We start from the raw sequence: 16,861 nt of genomic DNA on the forward strand, positions 1-16,861 counted from the left end.
CTTCGCGGGCAGGCCGCGCGGGTTGGCACCACAGTGATCACCATGGGGGATGGTGGTCGCACTGAGGGGGCGTGGCCTCACGTCGGTCCCGGCGTCGCTGACGGGCGGGTAAAGCATGAGCATAGTTGAGAACTCAAGAAATACCAGCACCTGATGCCTTTGTCACGCACCGCAGTTGCTCGCGCACGCACGTTTCGAGCATGTTTCCGGCGTGTTTTCGGAGCGGTACCTCCCCCGTGAGGTGCGCGGGCGGGGGTGGAGGTGGCACGATCGGTGCGTGCTCGGTTCCCCTCCCGACGACAGCGTCCGCAACCGCAGGTCGACCGGCCCCCAGGCGGGCCCACCAGTCGGCCCGCAGTTCGATGGCGGCCAGTTCCGTCCTGCCCCAGGCCCGGCCGGGCGCGGTCCCGCCGCCCCGGCGCCCGCCGCCCGCGACCCGCGCGGCGGGACGGACACGGCCACCCGGGCCCGGCGCGACGAGGCGGCCCGCAGCGGCCGCCGTGCGCTGCGCGGCGGGAGCGCCCCGGACCCCGACGACGATCTGGACATCACCGACGAGGGCCCGGAGCTGCCGATCGTCCCGGTCCGCCGGATGCTGGCACTGGCCATCGCCGGGTTCTCGCTGCTGATGGCGGTGGGCCTGGTCATGGGCGCGCAGACGGCCGGCGTCGGTTTCGGCCGCGTGCCGTACGCGGTGGTCATCTTCGGCGCGCAGCTGCTCTACATGTTCGCCACCACGATGGCGATGCGCCCGCCCGCGCTGCGGGTGGTCGCCACGGTCGGGGTGCTGGCCGCGATCGCCGCCGACGTCGGCGCGATCCTGCCCGACGTACCTTCGATCACCCCGCTGGGCCTGGTCGCCGCGGGCGGCCTGGTCGCGGGCGTGCTCGGCCAGATGTTCCGGCCGCAGGGCCGGATGCGCGTGTCGGAGTCGCTGGCCTCGACCGTCGTCATCGTCCTGGGCGTGGTGTCCTTCGCCACACTGATTGTTTTGACCCGCGTCCCGGCGGGCACCCAGGCCATCGTGGTGTGCCTCATCGCCAGCGGCATCGCACTGGGCGTCGCCCGGCTGACCGACGTGGTCGCGCCGTGGCCCCGCCTGGCCGACCAGGTCCCCCGCGGCTCGGCCGGCATCGTGCTGGGCGCCATGCTCGGCACCGCCGCGGCCGCGGTCATCGGCCGCTACATGGTCCCGTTCACGCCGCACGAGGCGGCGATGGTCGGCATGGCCGCCGCGGGCGCCGCGGTCCTGGCCGACCTGACCATCGGCTTCGCCGAGGCGGGCCGCGAGCTGGCCGGCGACGCGCCGACCATGTGGCTGGCCCGGCACATGCAGGGCCCGCTGGCCGGGTTCGCGCTGGCGGCTCCGGTCGCGTACGTCATCAGCGTGATCTTCCTGGTGCCCGCGTGAGGCGGGCGCTGCGCGTCACCGCGGTGGTCGCGGTGGTGCTGGGCGTGCTGCTGGTCGTCGCCGACCGGGTCGGCGCGCACGTGGCCGAGGACCAGATCGCGCAGCGGGTGGCGACCCGGCTGCAGGAGCGCGGCATCACCTCCTCGCCGCCGAAGGTGTCGATCACCGGGGTCCCGTTCCTGACCCAGGTCGCCGCCGGGCGGTACGACGAGATCGACCTGACCCTGCGCGACCTCAAGGGCGGCACCCTGCCGCTGCCGCTGCTCACCGTGCAGGCGCACGACGTGGTGGCCCCCACCGCCGGGGTCCTCGACGGCACCGTCCACCCGGTCGCGCAGCGCGTCACCGGCACCGCCACCGTGTCGTACGCGGACCTGGTCGCGGCCAGCGGCCTGGCCAACCTGACGCTGCGGGCCAAGGGCGAGCGCGAGGTGCAGGTGAGCGGCAAGCTGCCGCTGCTGGGCGATGTGACCGGCGCGGCCGAGGTGTCGGTGGTCGGCGGGAAGGTCCGCCTGCGCGCCACGGAGCTGCGCAGCTCCCTGGGCGGCGTGAGCCAGGCGCTGCTCGATACGTACCGGGAGAAGCTGGCGGTGACGTTGAGCCTGCCCAAGCTGCCGTTCGACCTGGCGCTGACCGACCTGCGCACCGCCGAGACGGGCCTGCTGGTCTCCTTCACGGCGGCTGAGGTGGAACTGGCCTGAGCGCCGAACGACCTGATCAACGGCTGGTACCGCTGTCCCGGATGATGGACGGCACATTCCCGGATAGCGGCCCCTGCTGGTAGGGTTCTGGATTATGAGCCCGCTGCTTACCAAACGGCGCGCGGTCGACCTGTGCCGCGTGGCCACGTGCCTCTGTCGCCCCGTCCTCTGACGGCGGCACAGTCTTCGCACTCGATCCTCTGATCGAACAGCAGCTCTGCCTCCTGACCCCCTGACCGGCGCTCATCGCTGAGCGCGTCGGGCCGTCAGCTTGCCGCCGTCGCCAAGTGCCCGGTGATTCCCTCGTGGACCCGTGCGCGGCGATGCTCCCCCGGTCTCCCGCATGCGCTACGTGGACTGTCACCCCAGATATCGACGTTCACCAGACCGCCAACTCTCAAGGGAGACCCTCCATGAGTCGCGAATCCGCCCTCGTCTCGGCTGACTGGGCCGAGAAGAACCTGACCACGCCCGGCGTGGTGTTCGTCGAGGTCGACGAGGACACCACCGCCTACGAAGGCGGTCACATCGCCGGTGCCGTCCGGCTCGACTGGCGCCAGGACCTGCAGGACCCGATCCGGCGGGACTTCGTCAACCGCGAGCAGTTCGAGGCGCTGCTGTCCTCGCGCGGCATCGGCAACGACGACACCGTGGTGCTCTACGGCGGGAACAACAACTGGTTCGCGGCGTACGCGTACTGGTACTTCAAGCTCTACGGCCACGGCGACGTGAAGCTGCTCGACGGCGGCCGCAAGAAGTGGGAGCTCGACGCCCGCCCGCTGACCAAGGACGTGGCGGAGCGCCCGGCGACCACCTACAAGGCGCAGGAGCAGGACCTGAGCATCCGCGCGTTCCGCGACGACGTGGTCAAGGCCATCGGCGTGCAGAACCTGGTCGACGTCCGCTCCCCCGACGAGTACGCGGGCCGCCTGCTCGCCCCCGCCCACCTCCCGCAGGAGCAGGCGCAGCGCGCGGGCCACATCCCGACCGCGATCAGCGTGCCGTGGTCGAAGGCGGCCAACGAGGACGGCACCTTCAAGTCCGACGCCGAGCTGACCGAGCTGTACGCGGCCGCCGGCATCGACGACAGCCTCGACACGATCGCCTACTGCCGCATCGGCGAGCGCTCCTCGCACACCTGGTTCGTGCTGCAGGAGATCCTCGGCAAGAAGAACGTGAAGAACTACGACGGCTCCTGGACCGAGTACGGCTCGCTGGTCGGCGTGCCGGTGGCACTGGGCGACGAGCCCGGGAAGGCGTGAACGAGATGACGACCCCGACTCAGACTGCTGCCTCCACCGCCGCGGCCGGCTGCGCCGCTCCCGACCAGGCCGCTCCGCTCCCGCTGAGCGTCGACCTGGAGAAGGAGACGGTCATCACCGGCGTCGTGCAGGCCGCCGGCGGCGACCCGGTCGCCGGGGCGTACGTGCGGCTGCTGGACCGCAGCGGTGAGTTCACCGCCGAGGTCGTGACCTCGCCCGCGGGCCAGTTCCGCTTCTTCGCCGCGCCGGGCACCTGGCAGCTGCGGGCCCTGTCCCGCTTCGGCAACGGCGACGCCACCGTCACCGCCGAGCGCGGTGTCAACCAGCTCAGCCTGACGGTCGCCTGACCGAACGGCACGAACACGCGCGAGGGCGCCGACCGGAGACCCGGTCGGCGCCCTCGCCGCATTCCCGGGCTGCGACGGCGTGACAGTATGAACGGCGTGACGATCGAAGCCCCGGCCCCGTACGAGTCGCCCGCGCCCCCGGCCCGGCCGGCCCGACGGCGGCTGTGGCGCTCGGTCGTGGCCGCCTGGGCGGTGCTGCTGCTGGGCCTGGCGGTATGGTCGGCCTTCCACGACCAGCCGACCGTGCAGGACCAGACCACGATCGCGTCGGCGCGGGCCACGGTCGATCAGACGGCGGAGCGGCTGCTGCGCCAGGCCCCGACCGGCTGGACCGTCACCGACCAGGGGTACGCCGACAGCACCTGCGACCTGACCGCCGCCCGCGCGGGCACCAGCACGGTCCGCACGATCACCCTGTCCGGCCCGGTCGGCGACGAGTCACGCACCCTCACCGCCCTGGTGGCGGGCATCCCGGACGTGACCATGCGCCCCGGTGAGGGGCCCGCCGAGTCCTTCTTCTTCGACGCCGGCAACTTCGTCGCCGCCCGCGGCAAGATCACCGGCGACGGCACCCTGGCCCTCGACCTCAGCACCGGCTGCCGCGCCCGCTGAAGCAAGGAAGGGCCCCTTCCTATCGCTTTACGTAGAGGAAGGGCCCCTTCTTAACGCCCAGGTGGGGGTGCGCTCAGTAGACGAGCGCCTGCGTGCCGTCGGCGAGGCACTCTTCGACGAAGACGGCGGCGCCCGCGATGCGTACCCCCTCAATGAGGTCTTGCTGGGTGATGCCGCGGCGTGCCGCGCACTGGGTGCACAGGGTCACCGAGCCCCCGGCCAGGACCGCCGCGAGCAGGTCGGGCAGCGGGGCGGAGTGGGGCAGTTCGAACTCGGCGGCCCGGCCCGGCAGGGCGAACCAGCTCGACTCCCCGGTGAGCCACAGCGACACCTCGGCCCCGGCGGCGACGGCGGTCGCGGCGACGGTGAACGCCTGCGCGCAGCGCTCGGGGGCGTCGGCTCCGGCGGTGGTCTTGACGATGAGTTTGCGTGCCACGCGGACAGCTTATGCGCGCCACCGGAACCTCCTTCTAGGATCTGTCTGTGGTCACCGAGATCGGGTTCGTCAGCCTGCTGGTCGCCGGCTTCGGCGCGCTCGCCGGTGGCCTGGCGTACCTCGCCGTGAAGATCTCCCGAGGACGCTGGTGAGGCCAACTCCCGGCGTCGCGACGATAGGTGTGTGCCGTGACCACTGAGGACAACCCGATCCAGCCGCCCGCCTGGCTCAACGCGCCGCCGGTCGACCCGAGCCCCTTCGAGGACACCCACGACCTGCGCCAGGGTCCGGACCTGCACCCGAAGCTGCTGGACCTGCTGCCGTTCGTCGGGCTGTGGCGCGGCCGCGGCGAGGGCAGCTACCCGACGATCGAGAACTTCCACTTCGCGCAGGAGATCCGGATCAGCCACGACGGCCGGCCGTTCCTGTTCTACGAGGCCCGCGCCTGGATCCTGGGCGAGGACGACAAGCCGGTGCGGCCGGGCGGCCGCGAGGTCGGCTGGTGGCGCCCGTCGGGCGAGCAGGGCGACGAGGTCGAGGCGCTGCTCACCACGCCCACCGGGATCATGGAGCTGTACGTCGGCAAGGTGAAGGCCAACCCGCCGCAGATCGAGATGGCCACCGACTTCGTGGCGCGCACCGCCACCGCCAAGGAGGTCACCGCCGGGCAGCGGCTGTACGGCATCGTCGACCGCGCCCTGCTGTACGCGCAGGACATGGCCGCGATGGGCCAGGGGCTGACGCCGCACCTGAGCGCCAAGCTGATCCGCGTCGGCGGCTGACCGCCGTCGCGGCAGCGCCCCTTAACCGGTGTAGCTTCGCTTCGTGACTGATCAGAGCAGCGACCGCGCGATCCGCTGGGGCATCCTCGCCACCGGCGGCATCGCGGCCCGTTTCGCACAGGACCTGGCGAAGGTGCCGGGCACCGTGCTCGCCGCCGTCGGCTCGCGGACGGCGTCGTCCGCCGACACCTTCGCCCAGCGGTACGGCGCCGCGCGCGCCCACGGCTCGTGGGAGGCGCTGGCCGCCGACCCCGACGTCGACATCATCTACGTGGCGACCCCGCACTCGCACCACCACGAGACGGCGCTGCTGTGCCTGCGCGCGGGCAAGCCGCTGCTGGTGGAGAAGGCGTTCACGCTCGACCTGGCCACCGCGCAGGACCTGGTGTCGGTGGCCCGCGAGCGGGAGCTGTTCCTGATGGAGGCGATGTGGACGCGTACGCTGCCCGCGATCCTGAAGGCCAAGCAGCTGCTGGCCGACGGAGCGATCGGTGAGGTCGTCAGCGTTCAGGCGTCGTTCGGCATCGGGCTGGACCCCGGCCCGGAGCACCGGCTGCGCGACCCGAAGCTCGGCGGCGGGGCGCTGCTGGACCTGGGCGTGTACCCGGTGAGCTTCGCGCAGTTCCTGCTGGGCGCGCCGACGCAGGTGCGGGCGTGGGCGACGCTGCACCCGGAGGGCACCGACGCGCGTACCGGCATGATCCTGGGCTTCGACTCCGGCGCGGTGGCGACGCTGTACTGCGGCGTCGGCGGCGACGTGCGGATGGCCACGATCACCGGCTCGACCGGGAAGATCGACTTCCCGTGGGGGTTCCACGCGCCCGACAGGTTCGTGCTGCACCGCGACGGCGCCGAGCCGCAGCAGTTCGACTTCGACCCGACCGGCCTGAATTACGAGGCCGAGGAGGCGACCCGCTGCCTGCGCGCGGGCAGGCTGGAGTCGGACCTGGTGCCGCTCTCCTCGACGCTGGCCGTCATGAGCACCCTGGACGCCGTCCGCGCCCAGATCGGCGTCGTCTACGCCTGACCTGCGGTAAGGAAGGGTCCCTTCTTATCGCTTTACGCGGTATAAGGGGCCCTTCTTAACGCCCATCGCCGGGAGGCGGGCCGCGGGCCGCAGCCGCCTGACGGCGACAGTTAAGAAGGGCCCCTTCCTATACGCAATGCGATAAGAAGGGGCCCTTCCTTACCCCAGAGCTAGAAGATGGGGCGGACCAGGACGTACGCGATGATGGCGGCCAGCGCCGCCCCCGGAAACGTCAGGATCCACGCCATCACGATGTTGCCCGCCACGCCCCAGCGCACCGCGGAGAACTTCTTCGTCGCGCCCACGCCCATGATCGACGAGGTGATGGTGTGCGTGGTCGAGATCGGCCAGCCGTGCGCGGCCGCGGTGAACAGCACGGTGCTGGCGACGGTCTCGGCCGCGAAGCCCGCCATCGGGTCGAGGTGGATCACGCGGCGGCCCAGGGTGCGGATGATGCGCCAGCCGCCGGCGTAGGTACCGGCCGCCAGCACGGTCGCCGAGGTGTAGTAGACCCAGCCGGGGATGTGGTCGGGGCTGGACTGGAAGCCGCCGACGTAGAGGGCGAGCACCACGATGCCCATGGTCTTGGCGGCGTCCTGCATACCGTGGCCGAACGACATCGCGATGGCCGACAGCGACTGCATGAACCGGAAGAACCGGTTGAGCGGCGACGGGTGGGTGATCCCGGCGGCCTTGGTGCCGCGCAGGGCCTTGGCCAGGCCGTACACGCCCCACAGCAGCAGCAGCATCAGCAGCGCGCCGAGGATGAAGCCGGTGAACGGAGAGATGATCATCGGCAGGACGACCTTCTCCACGATGCCGCCCCACAGCACGGTGCCGTTGACGTTGAACAGCGAGGCGCACAGCGTCGCGCCGACCAGGCCGCCGATCAGGGCGTGCGAGGACGACGACGGGATGCCGAACCACCAGGTGAGCAGGTTCCAGGTGATGGCCCCGAGGACGCCGGCCAGCACCACGCCGAGGCTGGCGGCCCCTTCGGGCAGGGTGACGATGCCGCTGCCGACGGTCTTGGCCACCTGGCCGCCCCAGTGGGCGCCCACGAAGTTGCCCAGCGCGGCGATGCCCAGCGCGATCCGCGGGGTCAGCGCCCGGGTGGAGACGCTGGTCGCGATGGCGTTGGCGGCGTCGTGGAAGCCGTTGGTGTAGTCGAACACCATGGCCGCCAGGATCACCGCGATGACGGGGATGAGCAGGTCGTTCATGCCGGCCCCCGCAGGTTCGCGTCGCCCGGGGCCACTAGGACTCCTTGACCGCGATGGTCTCGACGGTGTTCGCCACGTGCTCGAACGCGTCGCAGGCCGCCTCGAGCTCGTCGGCGACCTCCTTCATCTTGAGCACCGTGAGCGCGTCGTACTCGCCGCTGAACAGCCGGACCAGCAGCATGCGGTACGTGCGGTCGCCGTCGTTCTCCAGGCGGTTGCACTCGACCCAGTAGTCCTTGAGGCCCTTCATCTGCTTGAGCCGCGGCATGGCCAGCGCGGTGACCTTCGCCTGCTGGTCGAGCACGTCGATCATCTCGATCATCTCGCGGGGCAGGGCCGGGAGCTTGGTCAGGCCGTACAGGTAGACCAGGTTGCCGACCGCTTCGAGGTGGTCCATCACGTCGTCCAGGCCGGAGCCCAGGCGGTAGATGTCCTCCCGGTCGAACGGGGTGATGAAGGTCGAGTTGATCTTGTTGTACAGCTCATGCGTGATCTGGTCGCTGTCGTGCTCGACATCGGCCAGACGCTCGCTCACCGACTGCACGTCGGCGCCGGGCAGCGCCAGCTCGGTCAGCAGCTCGGTGCCGCGAACCAGGTTCTGGGCGGCACGGGAGAACATCTCGTAGAAGGCGCCCTCTTGGGGGCGGAGCGAAAACTTCACCGCTTGCACCTTTGGGTCGGTGGTTTCTCAGGACGGTCCGGTCGGGGGGCAATGCTAAGCAGCCTCACATTCCGTTGGCGCACTGGTCACCCGTTGCCGTACGGGATTCATGACCTGTTCACCTCTTGTTCACCTTCGGCAGGACCGGCGAAACCTAGCCCGATCCATCCCCCTCCAGCCGTTTGATCTCGGTTTCTGGGTCGAAATCAGGCGGCGGATAGGTCAGTTCGAGCCCGTTCAGCGCGTCGAGCACCAGGTGCGCCACCGCCCAGTCGCGGTACCACTTCCGGTCGGCCGGAACGACGTACCAGGGGGCGTGACCAGTGCCACACCGGGCGATCGCGTCACCGTATGCGCGCTGGTAGGCGTCCCAGTACGCCCGGTTGTCGACGTCCTCGGGGTTGTACTTCCAGAACTTGGTGGGGTCGCGCAGGCGCTCGAGCAGGCGGCGGCGCTGCTCGGCGTACGAGATGTGCAGCATGACCTTGACCAGCGCGCAGCCGGAGCCGACCAGCTCCTGCTCAAAGGCATTGATCTTGTCGTACCGCGCCCGCCACGTCTTCGGCGGCACCAGGTCGCGCACCCGCGCCACCAGCACGTCCTCGTAGTGCGAGCGGTTGAAGATGCCGACGTAGCCGGCCTCGGGCAGGGCGTGGCGGACCCGCCACAGGAAGTCGTGCTGCAGCTCCTTGGGGGTGGGCGGCCCGAAGCCGACGATGTGCAGGCCCTGCGGGTTCATCGTGCCCGCCACCCGGCGTACCGTGCCGTCCTTGCCGCCGCAGTCCATCGCCTGGAGCACCAGCAGCACCCGGCGGGCCTCGGTCCGGTCCTTCTTCGCACAGGCGTAGAGCATCTCCTGGCGCTGCGCCAGCCGCGTGCCGAGCTGTGCCAGCTCCGCCCGCGCCCAGCCCTTCGGATCGCGCCGCACCTGCTTGCCCTCGGGCAGCCCCGGCGTGCTCGCCGGATCGATCGACGCCAGGTCCACCCCGGACCCGACCCGCAGCAATTCGGACACCTGCGCCACATCCCGATCATTGCGCAGGATGCCCGACCCCGCCTCCGCTACGGCCAATCCCGTCTCAGATGATCACGGTGCCAGGGTGGGAACACGCCGTTGAACACGTCCCCAAGTTCATGATCAACGCGTCGAGGCGGTGGGGCAGACCTGGGCGAGCCAGGGGTGGTAGTGGGTGGCGAAGGGTTCGCGGGGGGTGCGGACGGCCCTCAGGAGCCACTGGGCGGCGGCGCGGGCCTCGCGCACCACCTCGTCGGGGTAGTTGAACTTCGCGCGGTGGGCGGCGAACTCGTCCTCGTCGACCAGCTGGACCTCGCCGGTCTCGCGGATCTTGCGGACGTCGAGGTCCAGGTCGGTGACGACGACGGTGCCGTCGTGCCAGGTCGCCGGGGTGGTGATGTCGCAGTAGACCGAGGTGTTGCGCGGGGCGGCGTTGAACATGGCGGTCCACCAGCCCGAGTGCGGGACGAGGACGACGCCGGGGATCTCGTACACCTTGCCGCTGTCGCTGACGGTGCCGCTCGGGATGCCCAGCCAGGTGCCGTGCTCGTCGCGGCCGAGCAGGACGGCCGGGTAGGCCCGGTGCGCGCTCCCGTCGAACTTCCGGATCTCCACCCGTACGACGCTCATCGGCAACCTCACCTCGTGGCTGATCCCACAATGCGCCATACTCCCAAATCCGGCGCCGCGTTGGAAGAGCGTCGGTGCGTGCCGGTACGGTCAATCGGTGCCGCCGAAGAAGACCCGAACCCCCAGCCACAGCGCGCTGGAGCTGCTCGCCGCCGCGGTGGGCTCCGTCCCCGGCGGCGCCACCAGGCCGGGCCAGCAGGCGATGGCGCAGGCCATCGCCGACGCCGTCGAGTCCGGTGACCACCTGCTCGTGCAGGCGGGCACCGGCACCGGCAAGTCCCTCGCCTACCTCGCCCCCGCGCTGGTCGTGGACGGCCCCGTCGTCATCTCGACCGCCACGCTCGCGCTGCAGGCGCAGCTGGTCGACAAGGACCTGCCCCGCATCGGGAAGGCGGTCGCCCCGCTGCTCGGCCGGGAGCCGACGTTCGCGCTGCTCAAGGGGCGGCACCACTACGTCTGCATGGCCAAGCTGGAGCACTCCGACGAGGCCGATCCGCAGGACTCGCTGTTCGACGCCGGTGGCGGCGGCGGCACGAAGTGGCTCGGTGAGGCGGGCCGGCTGGGCAAGCAGATCACCCGCATCCGCGACTGGGCCATGGAGACCGACACCGGCGACCGCGACGAGCTGGACCCGGGCGTGGACGACACCGCCTGGCGGATGGTCTCCACCCCGGCCCGCGAGTGCGTCGGCGCCGCCCGCTGCGCGTACGGGCCGGACTGCTTCGCCGAGCTGTCGCGCGCCCGCGCCCGCGAGGCCGACATCGTGGTCACCAACCACTCGCTGCTGTCGGTGGACATGATGGCCGGGCGGCACATCGTGCCCGAGCACAAACTGCTGATCATCGACGAGGCGCACGAGCTGGCCGACCGGGTCTCCAGCGCCGCCCAGGCGGAACTGACGCCGGACGCCGTCGACCGCACCGCCCGCGCCGCCCGCACCTTCCTCGAGGGCGAGGAGTACCAGGCGCTGGTCGAGGGGGCCGACGCGCTGACGGTCGGGCTGGCCGAGACCCCGGCGGGGCGGATCACCGGACCGCTGCCGCAGGCCATCGTCGAGGCGTGCACGCTGCTCGACGGCGCCACCCGGCGGGCGCTGAGCCGCATCGGCGAGATCAAGGCCGACGACCCCGACCCGGTGCGCAAGCAGCAGGCCAAGGCGCTGCTCGACGAGGTCTCCAAGACCTCGCAGCGGCTGCTGGAGGACAACGACCACGACGTGGCCTGGATCGAGCAGGAGCCGCGCCGGGCGCTGGTGGTCGCGCCGCTGTCGGTGGCCGGCCTGCTCAGCGAGAACCTGTACGACGAGCGCACCGTCGTGGCCACCTCGGCCACGCTGACGCTGGGCGGCCGGTTCGACACGGTGGCCCGCTCGCTGGGCCTGCCGGTCTCCGACAAGCCGAACCAGGCCGACGGCTGGACCTCGCTGGACGTCGGCTCCCCGTTCGACTACCCGAAGCAGGGCATCCTCTACGTCGCCGCGCACCTGCCCCGCCCGGCCGCCTCGGGCCTGCCCGACGCGGCCGGAGCGGAGCTGCTGGCGCTGGTGCAGGCGCTGGGCGGCCGCACCCTCGGGCTGTTCTCCTCGAAGAAGGCCGCGACGCAGGCCGCCGAGCTGCTGCGGGCCAAGACCGACCTGACCGTGCTGCTGCAGGGCGACGAGACGCTGCCGCTGCTGGTGCGCAAGTTCCGCGAGGACCGCAACAGCTGCCTGCTCGGCGTGATGTCGCTGTGGCAGGGCGTGGACGTGCCGGGCGACGCGTGCCAGCTGGTCGTCATCGACCGGCTGCCGTTCCCACGCCCGGACGAGCCGCTGGCCGCGGCCCGCTCGGCCGCCGTGGACGCCACCGGCGGCTCCGGCTTCGCCTCGGTCAGCGTGCCGATCGCGGCGATCCGGCTGGCGCAGGGCGTCGGGCGGCTCATCCGGACCAGCTCGGACAAGGGCGTGGTCGCGGTGCTCGACTCCCGGCTGGAGACGGCGCGCGGCTACGGCGCCTTCCTGCGGGCCAGCCTGCCGCCGTTCTGGTACACCACCAAGCAGGAGGTGGTGCTGAACTCGCTGCGCAGGCTGTCGCAGACCTAGAGGTAGAGGCCGGTGGCGTCGGGCTCGACCCGGGACGCCGCCACGGCGTGCACGTCGCGCTCGCGCAGCAGCACGTACGACTCGCCGTGCAGCTCCACCTCGGAGCGCTCGTCCGGGTCGAACAGCACCCGGTCGCCGACCTGGATCGCGCGCACGTGCGGGCCGACGCCGACCGCGGTGGCCCAGGACAGGCGGGTGCCCACCGAGGCCGTGGCCGGAATCACCAGGCCCGCCGAGGAGCGCCGCTCCCCCTCGCTGGCCTCCTGCTTGACCAGGACCCGGTCGTGCAGGAGTCGGATCGGCAGCCCGGTGTCGGTGGTCGACGAGTTCACAGTCACGCCGGTCAGGGTACTTCCCCGAGGTGCGGCGGGCTCCAGGCGACTAACCTGAGCCAATCGTCCTAAGGAGGCGACTGTGGGTCGGTTGGAGAACTTCAAGGCGAACGTCCGGCGCGCGTACGAGGCGAGCCGCGCGGGCGTGCGCGCCCGTCGGGAGCAGGAGGAGCGCGAACGGCGGCTGGCCGAGCAGCCGGTGCCCGCCGTCGAGCCGGAGCAGGTCCACCACTCGACCATCAGCCGCGACGACGCCGACGTGCCGTACGGCCTGCGCATCGGCGCGGCGTGGGGCTGGCGCTTCCTGGTGCTCGGCTTCGCCCTGTACTACCTGCTGCAGCTGCTGGGCCGGGTCAGCCTGGTCATCGTGCCGCTGCTGATCGCGCTGCTGCTGGCGGCGCTGCTGGCCCCCGCGGTGCGGCTGCTGAAGCGCTGGAAGGTGCACAGCTCGCTGGCGACCGCGATCGTGGTCGTCGCCGGGCTGGGCGCGGTGGTCGGCACGCTGTGGCTGGTGATCAGCCAGTTCCTGGACGGCCTGCCCAGCCTCATCGACAAGGGCACCGAGGGCGCGAAGAAGATTCCCGGCTGGCTCAAGACCGGCCCGCTGCACCTCACCGACCAGCAGCTGGACAACCTGATCAAGCAGTTCACCGACATGATCAACGCCAACAAGGACGCGTTGACCACCGGCGCGCTGACCACCGCCACCACGCTGATCGAGGTGCTCAGCGGCCTGTTCCTGGTGATCTTCTCGCTCTTCTTCTTCCTGCGCGACGGCCGCTCGATCTGGCGCTTCCTGCTGCGGCTGCTGCCCAAGAACGCGCGGGAGCCGCTGGACCGGGCCGGGGTGGCCGGCTGGAGCTCGCTCGGGTCGTACGTGCGGGCCACCGTGCTGGTCGCGTTCATCGACGCGGTCGGCATCGGCATCGCGCTGTTCGCGCTGCGCGTGCCGCTGGCGCTGCCGCTGGCGGCGCTGGTGTTCCTCGGCGCGTTCATCCCGATCGTCGGTGCCACCCTCTCCGGCGCGGTCGCCGTGCTGGTGGCGCTGGTCGCCACCAACAGCTGGGTGACCCCGCTGCTGGTGCTCGCCGCGGTGATCGCGGTGCAGCAGATCGAGGGCCACCTGCTCCAGCCGCTGATCATGGGCCGGGCGGTGGCCATCCACCCGCTCGCCGTGATCATCGGTATCGCGGCCGGCGTGTCGCTGGCCGGGATCATCGGCGCGCTGATCGCGGTGCCGCTGATCGCGGTCCTGAACACGGCCATCCGCCAGCTGGTCAGCGCGCGGGTGCCGACCGGCGCCGAAGTCGCCGCGGTCGCGGTTCAGCCCGCGGCGGGGCCGGAGCCGAAGTAGGGCTGCGGCGGGTAGTGCGGATACCCCGGCGGGGGCGGCGGGGGCGGCGGCAGCAGCATCGGCAGCGGCACCACCGGCTCGGCCGGGGCGGGCACCGGGCGGGCCACCCCGTCCGGGAAGACCACCTGGTACGAGCTGCCGTCCCAGTGCGCCGGGGGCATCTGCGGGTCGCGTCCGGCGTACACCTGCCGCGCCGCCGCCAGGCGCGACAGCAGCTGCGCCTCCTCGGCCGCGCTCTCGGCCCGCTGCGCCTCGGTGGTGTCCAGGCCGCGGTTCATGCCGTCGCGCACCAGCGCCAGCCGGGTGGCCGCGAACTGGAAGTCGCGCATCGCCCGGCGCCCGGTGTCGCCCGCGACCCGCCTGGCCCAGACCTTGGCCGCGTGGCGGCGCCCCAGCGTGCCCAGCGACGCCACCTCCGGCGGGGTCAGCCAGCCCGCCGCGGCGTACGCGGGCAGCACCTGCAGCGCCAGTCCGCCCTCGCGGGCGCGGACCCACAGCGCAACGCCGATCATGGTCAGGAAGACCGGCATCATCACGGCGATGTAGCCGTACAGGAAGAACAGCGGGCTGTACTCGGCTGACAGGACGGCCATCAGGTTCCACGAGCCGTGCATGATCATCGCGAGCAGCAGGCCGCAGATCGGCGCGCACCAGCGCACCACCCGCCGGGGCGTGCGCGCGGCGATGCCGATGCCGACCCCGGTCATCGAGGTGAACAGCGGATGCGCGAAGCCCGACAGCAGGATGCGCATCAGGAACATGGTGAAGACCAGCTGCGCGCCCGAGTACGGCCCGTACTGCGAGTTGGCGTCGGCGAAGCCGTGCCCGCCCAGGTAGAGGATGTTCTCGACCATCGCGAAGCCGACCCCGGACAGTCCGCAGTAGACCAGCCCGTCGGTGACGCCGGACAGCTCCCGGCGCATGAACCAGAAGATCAGCAGCGGGCCGAGCGCCTTGCCGCTCTCCTCGATCACCGGCGCGACCACGGTGGCCACCACCGCGTCGGACCAGCCGACGACCTCGAAGAAGAACTTGTTCACCCCCAGCGCCAGCAGGGTCGCCGGGAAGGCGCCCCACGCGAACGCGCCCGCGAGCAGCCACGGCGGCTCCGGCTCGTACCGGTCGAGCCAGAGGTAGATGCTGACCAGCACCGGCACCGGCAGCACCGCGGCGACCAGGCCGATGAGGAACGCCTGCGGCCCGAGGTCCATGCCCAGGTAGGTGAGCATGCCGATGGCCGACCCGGCCACCACCACGATGACCAGCGCCAGCGGCAGCCAGCGGCGCCAGCCGGAGCGGCGGGGCGGTGGCGGCACCGGGTCGCCGTCGGCCAGGTAGGACGGCAGCGCGGCGGCGTACGGACCGGCGCCGGGCGCGGTGGGATCGGCCATGACCCGCAGCCTACCCAGGAACGCGAAAGGCCGCCGCTTCCCACCGATTGAGCAATCGAGCAGTAGCGGCTGGCGATGAGACGAGTTCAGATCGCTATACTGGCGCTCAGGTTACGAGTGTCAGCCGCCCACGCCGTCCCGGCGCGGGCAAAGCCCCGGCTCGCTGGCCGGCAACCCTCTGTGTTCGCGGCGGGGTGCCCCGGGTGAAGACCAGGTCCAGCCCGATGGTCGTGCTGGGCAAGCGCGGACCTCCTGCCTGTCACCGCAGCCGGGGTCCATGACCTCGGAGGTGCCCCCGTGACCGCTGTCGCCACCCGTTCGTGCTCCCCCGACACGGCCGTCGAGCCGGTCGGCCCGGTCGAGCCCGTACGCGTCGCCGAGGCCGACCTCGCCATCCTCGGCGTGCCCGGCCAGATCAATCTCGACTACGCCGCCACCGCCCCCTGCCTCAAGGCCGCCGCCGACGCCGTGACCGAACTGCTGCCCTGGTACGGCTCGGTGCACCGCGGCGCGGGCGCCCTGTCCCAGCGCTGCACCCTGGCCTACGAGCGGGCCCGGCAGACCGTCGGCGACTTCGTGGGCGCCCGCGCCGACGACTACGTGATCTTCACGCGCAACACCACCGACGCGCTCAACCTGCTGGCCGCCGCGCTGCCCGAGGGCACCACCGTGGTCACCTTCGCCGGTGAGCACCACGCCAACCTGCTGCCCTGGCACCGCGCGGTACGCCTGCCCGTGCCCGACTCGGCCGGCGCCGCGGTGCGCTACCTGGCCGCCGCCCTGGCCCAGGTCCGCCGCGACAGCCCCGACAGCCCGGTGCTGGTCGCGGTCACCGGCGCCAGCAACGTCACCGGCGAGCTGTGGCCGGTGCGCGAGCTGGCGGTGATCGCGCGCCGCTTCGGCGCCCGGGTCGCGGTCGACGCGGCGCAGCTCGCCCCGCATACGCCGATCGACCTGACCGAGCTGGACGTCGACTACCTGGCCCTGTCCGGGCACAAGCTGTACGCCCCGTTCGGGGCCGGCGCGCTGATCGGACGCGGCGACTGGCTGGACGCGGCGGAGCCGTACCTGGCCGGGGGCGGGGCGACCAGCGGGGTCGGCGACGCCACCCACGACGTGCGCTGGAACACCGGCCCGGCCCGGCACGAGGCGGGCACACCCAACCTGCTCGGCGCGGTGGCGCTGGCCGCGGTCTGCGCCACGCTGGAGGCCGCCGACCGCGACGCGCTGCACCGGCGCGAGCAGCTGCTGCTGGCCCGGCTGCGGGCCGGGCTGTCGACCATCCCGGGCGTCGCCGAGCTGCGCACCTTCGAACCGGCCGCGCCGCGCATCGGGGTGGTCTCGTTCGCGGTGCAGGGCCGCGACTCGGCCGAGGTGGCCGGCTACCTCGCCCGCGAGCACGGCATCGGGGTGCGCGACGGCCTGTTCTGCGCCCACCCGCTCGCCCGTCGCCTGCTCCGCGAGGCCGCCGACCGCAACCGCTGGACGGCCGCCCCCGGCACCGCCCTGCGCGCCAGCATCGGCCTCGGCACCACCGAAGCCGACATCGACGCCCTCATCACCGCCCTCGCCGCCCTGTAACCCGTTGATCATGAAC

The 16,861-nt window shown here is 71.9% G+C and carries 18 protein-coding genes, 1 pseudogene and 1 riboswitch; of the genes and pseudogenes, 12 read left to right on the forward strand and 7 right to left on the reverse strand.

Annotation, left to right across the window (positions count from 1 at the left end; genetic code table 11):
• The first annotated feature begins 362 nt into the window (after positions 1-362).
• The 6 genes and pseudogenes from QEZ54_RS32910 (at position 363) to QEZ54_RS32930 (ending at position 4,333) form a co-directional block, all read left to right on the forward strand.
• Positions 363-1,411: pseudogene (locus QEZ54_RS32910) on the forward strand (hypothetical protein).
• Positions 1,408-2,112, forward strand: a complete 705-nt coding sequence (locus QEZ54_RS32915; protein WP_281308668.1) for a DUF2993 domain-containing protein — start codon at positions 1,408-1,410, stop codon at positions 2,110-2,112. Before QEZ54_RS32910 ends, QEZ54_RS32915 begins: the two are co-directional and overlap by 4 nt.
• 94 nt (positions 2,113-2,206) lie before the next feature.
• Positions 2,207-2,284: an Ms5788A family Cys-rich leader peptide gene (locus QEZ54_RS36415; protein WP_348650600.1), complete on the forward strand. Its 78-nt coding sequence runs from the start codon at positions 2,207-2,209 to the stop codon at positions 2,282-2,284.
• A gap of 241 nt (positions 2,285-2,525) precedes the next feature.
• Positions 2,526-3,374, forward strand: coding sequence for a sulfurtransferase (locus tag QEZ54_RS32920; protein WP_281308669.1), 849 nt, complete (start codon positions 2,526-2,528; stop codon positions 3,372-3,374).
• Positions 3,375-3,379: 5 nt separating this feature from the next.
• On the forward strand, positions 3,380-3,721 hold the full coding sequence (locus tag QEZ54_RS32925; RefSeq protein ID WP_281308670.1) for a DUF1416 domain-containing protein: 342 nt from the start codon (positions 3,380-3,382) through the stop codon (positions 3,719-3,721).
• 96 nt (positions 3,722-3,817) lie between these two features.
• Positions 3,818-4,333 carry a hypothetical protein gene (locus tag QEZ54_RS32930; RefSeq protein WP_281308671.1) on the forward strand — a complete coding sequence of 172 codons (516 nt, stop codon included), beginning with the start codon at positions 3,818-3,820 and terminating at the stop codon, positions 4,331-4,333.
• Between the two features lie 73 nt (positions 4,334-4,406).
• On the opposite strand, the gene QEZ54_RS32935 is transcribed toward QEZ54_RS32930, so the two are convergent.
• The gene (locus tag QEZ54_RS32935; protein WP_281308672.1) at positions 4,407-4,769 is read right to left on the reverse strand and encodes a DsrE family protein; all 363 of its coding nucleotides are present in this window, start codon (positions 4,767-4,769) and stop codon (positions 4,407-4,409) included.
• Positions 4,770-4,816: 47 nt separating this feature from the next.
• On the opposite strand from QEZ54_RS32935, the gene mtfM reads away from it, so the two are divergent.
• From mtfM to QEZ54_RS32950, 3 genes are read left to right on the forward strand one after another with little or no spacing between them, the layout of a single operon-like run.
• Positions 4,817-4,921 carry a small membrane protein MtfM gene (gene mtfM / locus QEZ54_RS32940; protein ID WP_275411636.1) on the forward strand — a complete coding sequence of 35 codons (105 nt, stop codon included), beginning with the start codon at positions 4,817-4,819 and terminating at the stop codon, positions 4,919-4,921.
• 36 nt (positions 4,922-4,957) lie between these two features.
• Entirely contained in the window at positions 4,958-5,551 is a 594-nt protein-coding gene (locus QEZ54_RS32945) for an FABP family protein (protein WP_281308673.1), read from the forward strand.
• A 43-nt stretch (positions 5,552-5,594) separates the two neighbouring features.
• Complete coding sequence (locus tag QEZ54_RS32950) at positions 5,595-6,578, forward strand: Gfo/Idh/MocA family oxidoreductase (RefSeq protein ID WP_281308674.1); 984 nt, start codon at positions 5,595-5,597, stop codon at positions 6,576-6,578.
• A 170-nt stretch (positions 6,579-6,748) separates the two neighbouring features.
• On the opposite strand, the gene QEZ54_RS32955 is transcribed toward QEZ54_RS32950, so the two are convergent.
• The 4 genes from QEZ54_RS32955 to QEZ54_RS32970 all read right to left on the reverse strand — a co-directional run bounded on the left by QEZ54_RS32955 (position 6,749) and on the right by QEZ54_RS32970 (position 10,113).
• Positions 6,749-7,801, reverse strand: a complete 1,053-nt coding sequence (locus QEZ54_RS32955) for an inorganic phosphate transporter (RefSeq protein ID WP_281308675.1) — start codon at positions 7,799-7,801, stop codon at positions 6,749-6,751.
• Positions 7,802-7,835: 34 nt separating this feature from the next.
• Positions 7,836-8,462, reverse strand: a complete 627-nt coding sequence (locus tag QEZ54_RS32960; protein ID WP_281308676.1) for a DUF47 family protein — start codon at positions 8,460-8,462, stop codon at positions 7,836-7,838.
• A 154-nt stretch (positions 8,463-8,616) separates the two neighbouring features.
• Complete coding sequence (locus QEZ54_RS32965) at positions 8,617-9,486, reverse strand: PPK2 family polyphosphate kinase (protein WP_281308677.1); 870 nt, start codon at positions 9,484-9,486, stop codon at positions 8,617-8,619.
• Positions 9,487-9,600: 114 nt separating this feature from the next.
• A complete protein-coding gene (locus tag QEZ54_RS32970) occupies positions 9,601-10,113 on the reverse strand; it encodes a DUF402 domain-containing protein (protein ID WP_281308713.1) in 513 nt (170 codons plus the stop codon).
• A gap of 196 nt (positions 10,114-10,309) precedes the next feature.
• Between QEZ54_RS32970 and QEZ54_RS32975 the strand changes: the two genes are divergently transcribed.
• Complete coding sequence (locus QEZ54_RS32975; RefSeq protein ID WP_281308714.1) at positions 10,310-12,187, forward strand: ATP-dependent DNA helicase; 1,878 nt, start codon at positions 10,310-10,312, stop codon at positions 12,185-12,187.
• Here the strand turns inward: QEZ54_RS32975 and QEZ54_RS32980 are convergent.
• Complete coding sequence (locus QEZ54_RS32980) at positions 12,184-12,525, reverse strand: co-chaperone GroES (RefSeq protein WP_281308678.1); 342 nt, start codon at positions 12,523-12,525, stop codon at positions 12,184-12,186. The genes QEZ54_RS32975 and QEZ54_RS32980 overlap by 4 nt on opposite strands.
• 76 nt (positions 12,526-12,601) lie before the next feature.
• On the opposite strand from QEZ54_RS32980, the gene QEZ54_RS32985 reads away from it, so the two are divergent.
• A complete protein-coding gene (locus QEZ54_RS32985; protein WP_281308679.1) occupies positions 12,602-13,873 on the forward strand; it encodes an AI-2E family transporter in 1,272 nt (423 codons plus the stop codon).
• Here the strand turns inward: QEZ54_RS32985 and QEZ54_RS32990 are convergent.
• Positions 13,843-15,264: a PrsW family intramembrane metalloprotease gene (locus tag QEZ54_RS32990; protein WP_281308680.1), complete on the reverse strand. Its 1,422-nt coding sequence runs from the start codon at positions 15,262-15,264 to the stop codon at positions 13,843-13,845. The genes QEZ54_RS32985 and QEZ54_RS32990 overlap by 31 nt on opposite strands.
• Positions 15,265-15,373: 109 nt before the next feature.
• Positions 15,374-15,514, forward strand: a riboswitch (SAM riboswitch).
• Positions 15,515-15,657: 143 nt separating this feature from the next.
• On the opposite strand from QEZ54_RS32990, the gene QEZ54_RS32995 reads away from it, so the two are divergent.
• Positions 15,658-16,845, forward strand: coding sequence for an aminotransferase class V-fold PLP-dependent enzyme (locus QEZ54_RS32995; RefSeq protein ID WP_281308715.1), 1,188 nt, complete (start codon positions 15,658-15,660; stop codon positions 16,843-16,845).
• Positions 16,846-16,861: the final 16 nt, after the last annotated feature.

It is taken from the genome of Catellatospora sp. KI3, from assembly GCF_029948125.1.
GTDB lineage: Bacteria > Actinomycetota > Actinomycetes > Mycobacteriales > Micromonosporaceae > Catellatospora.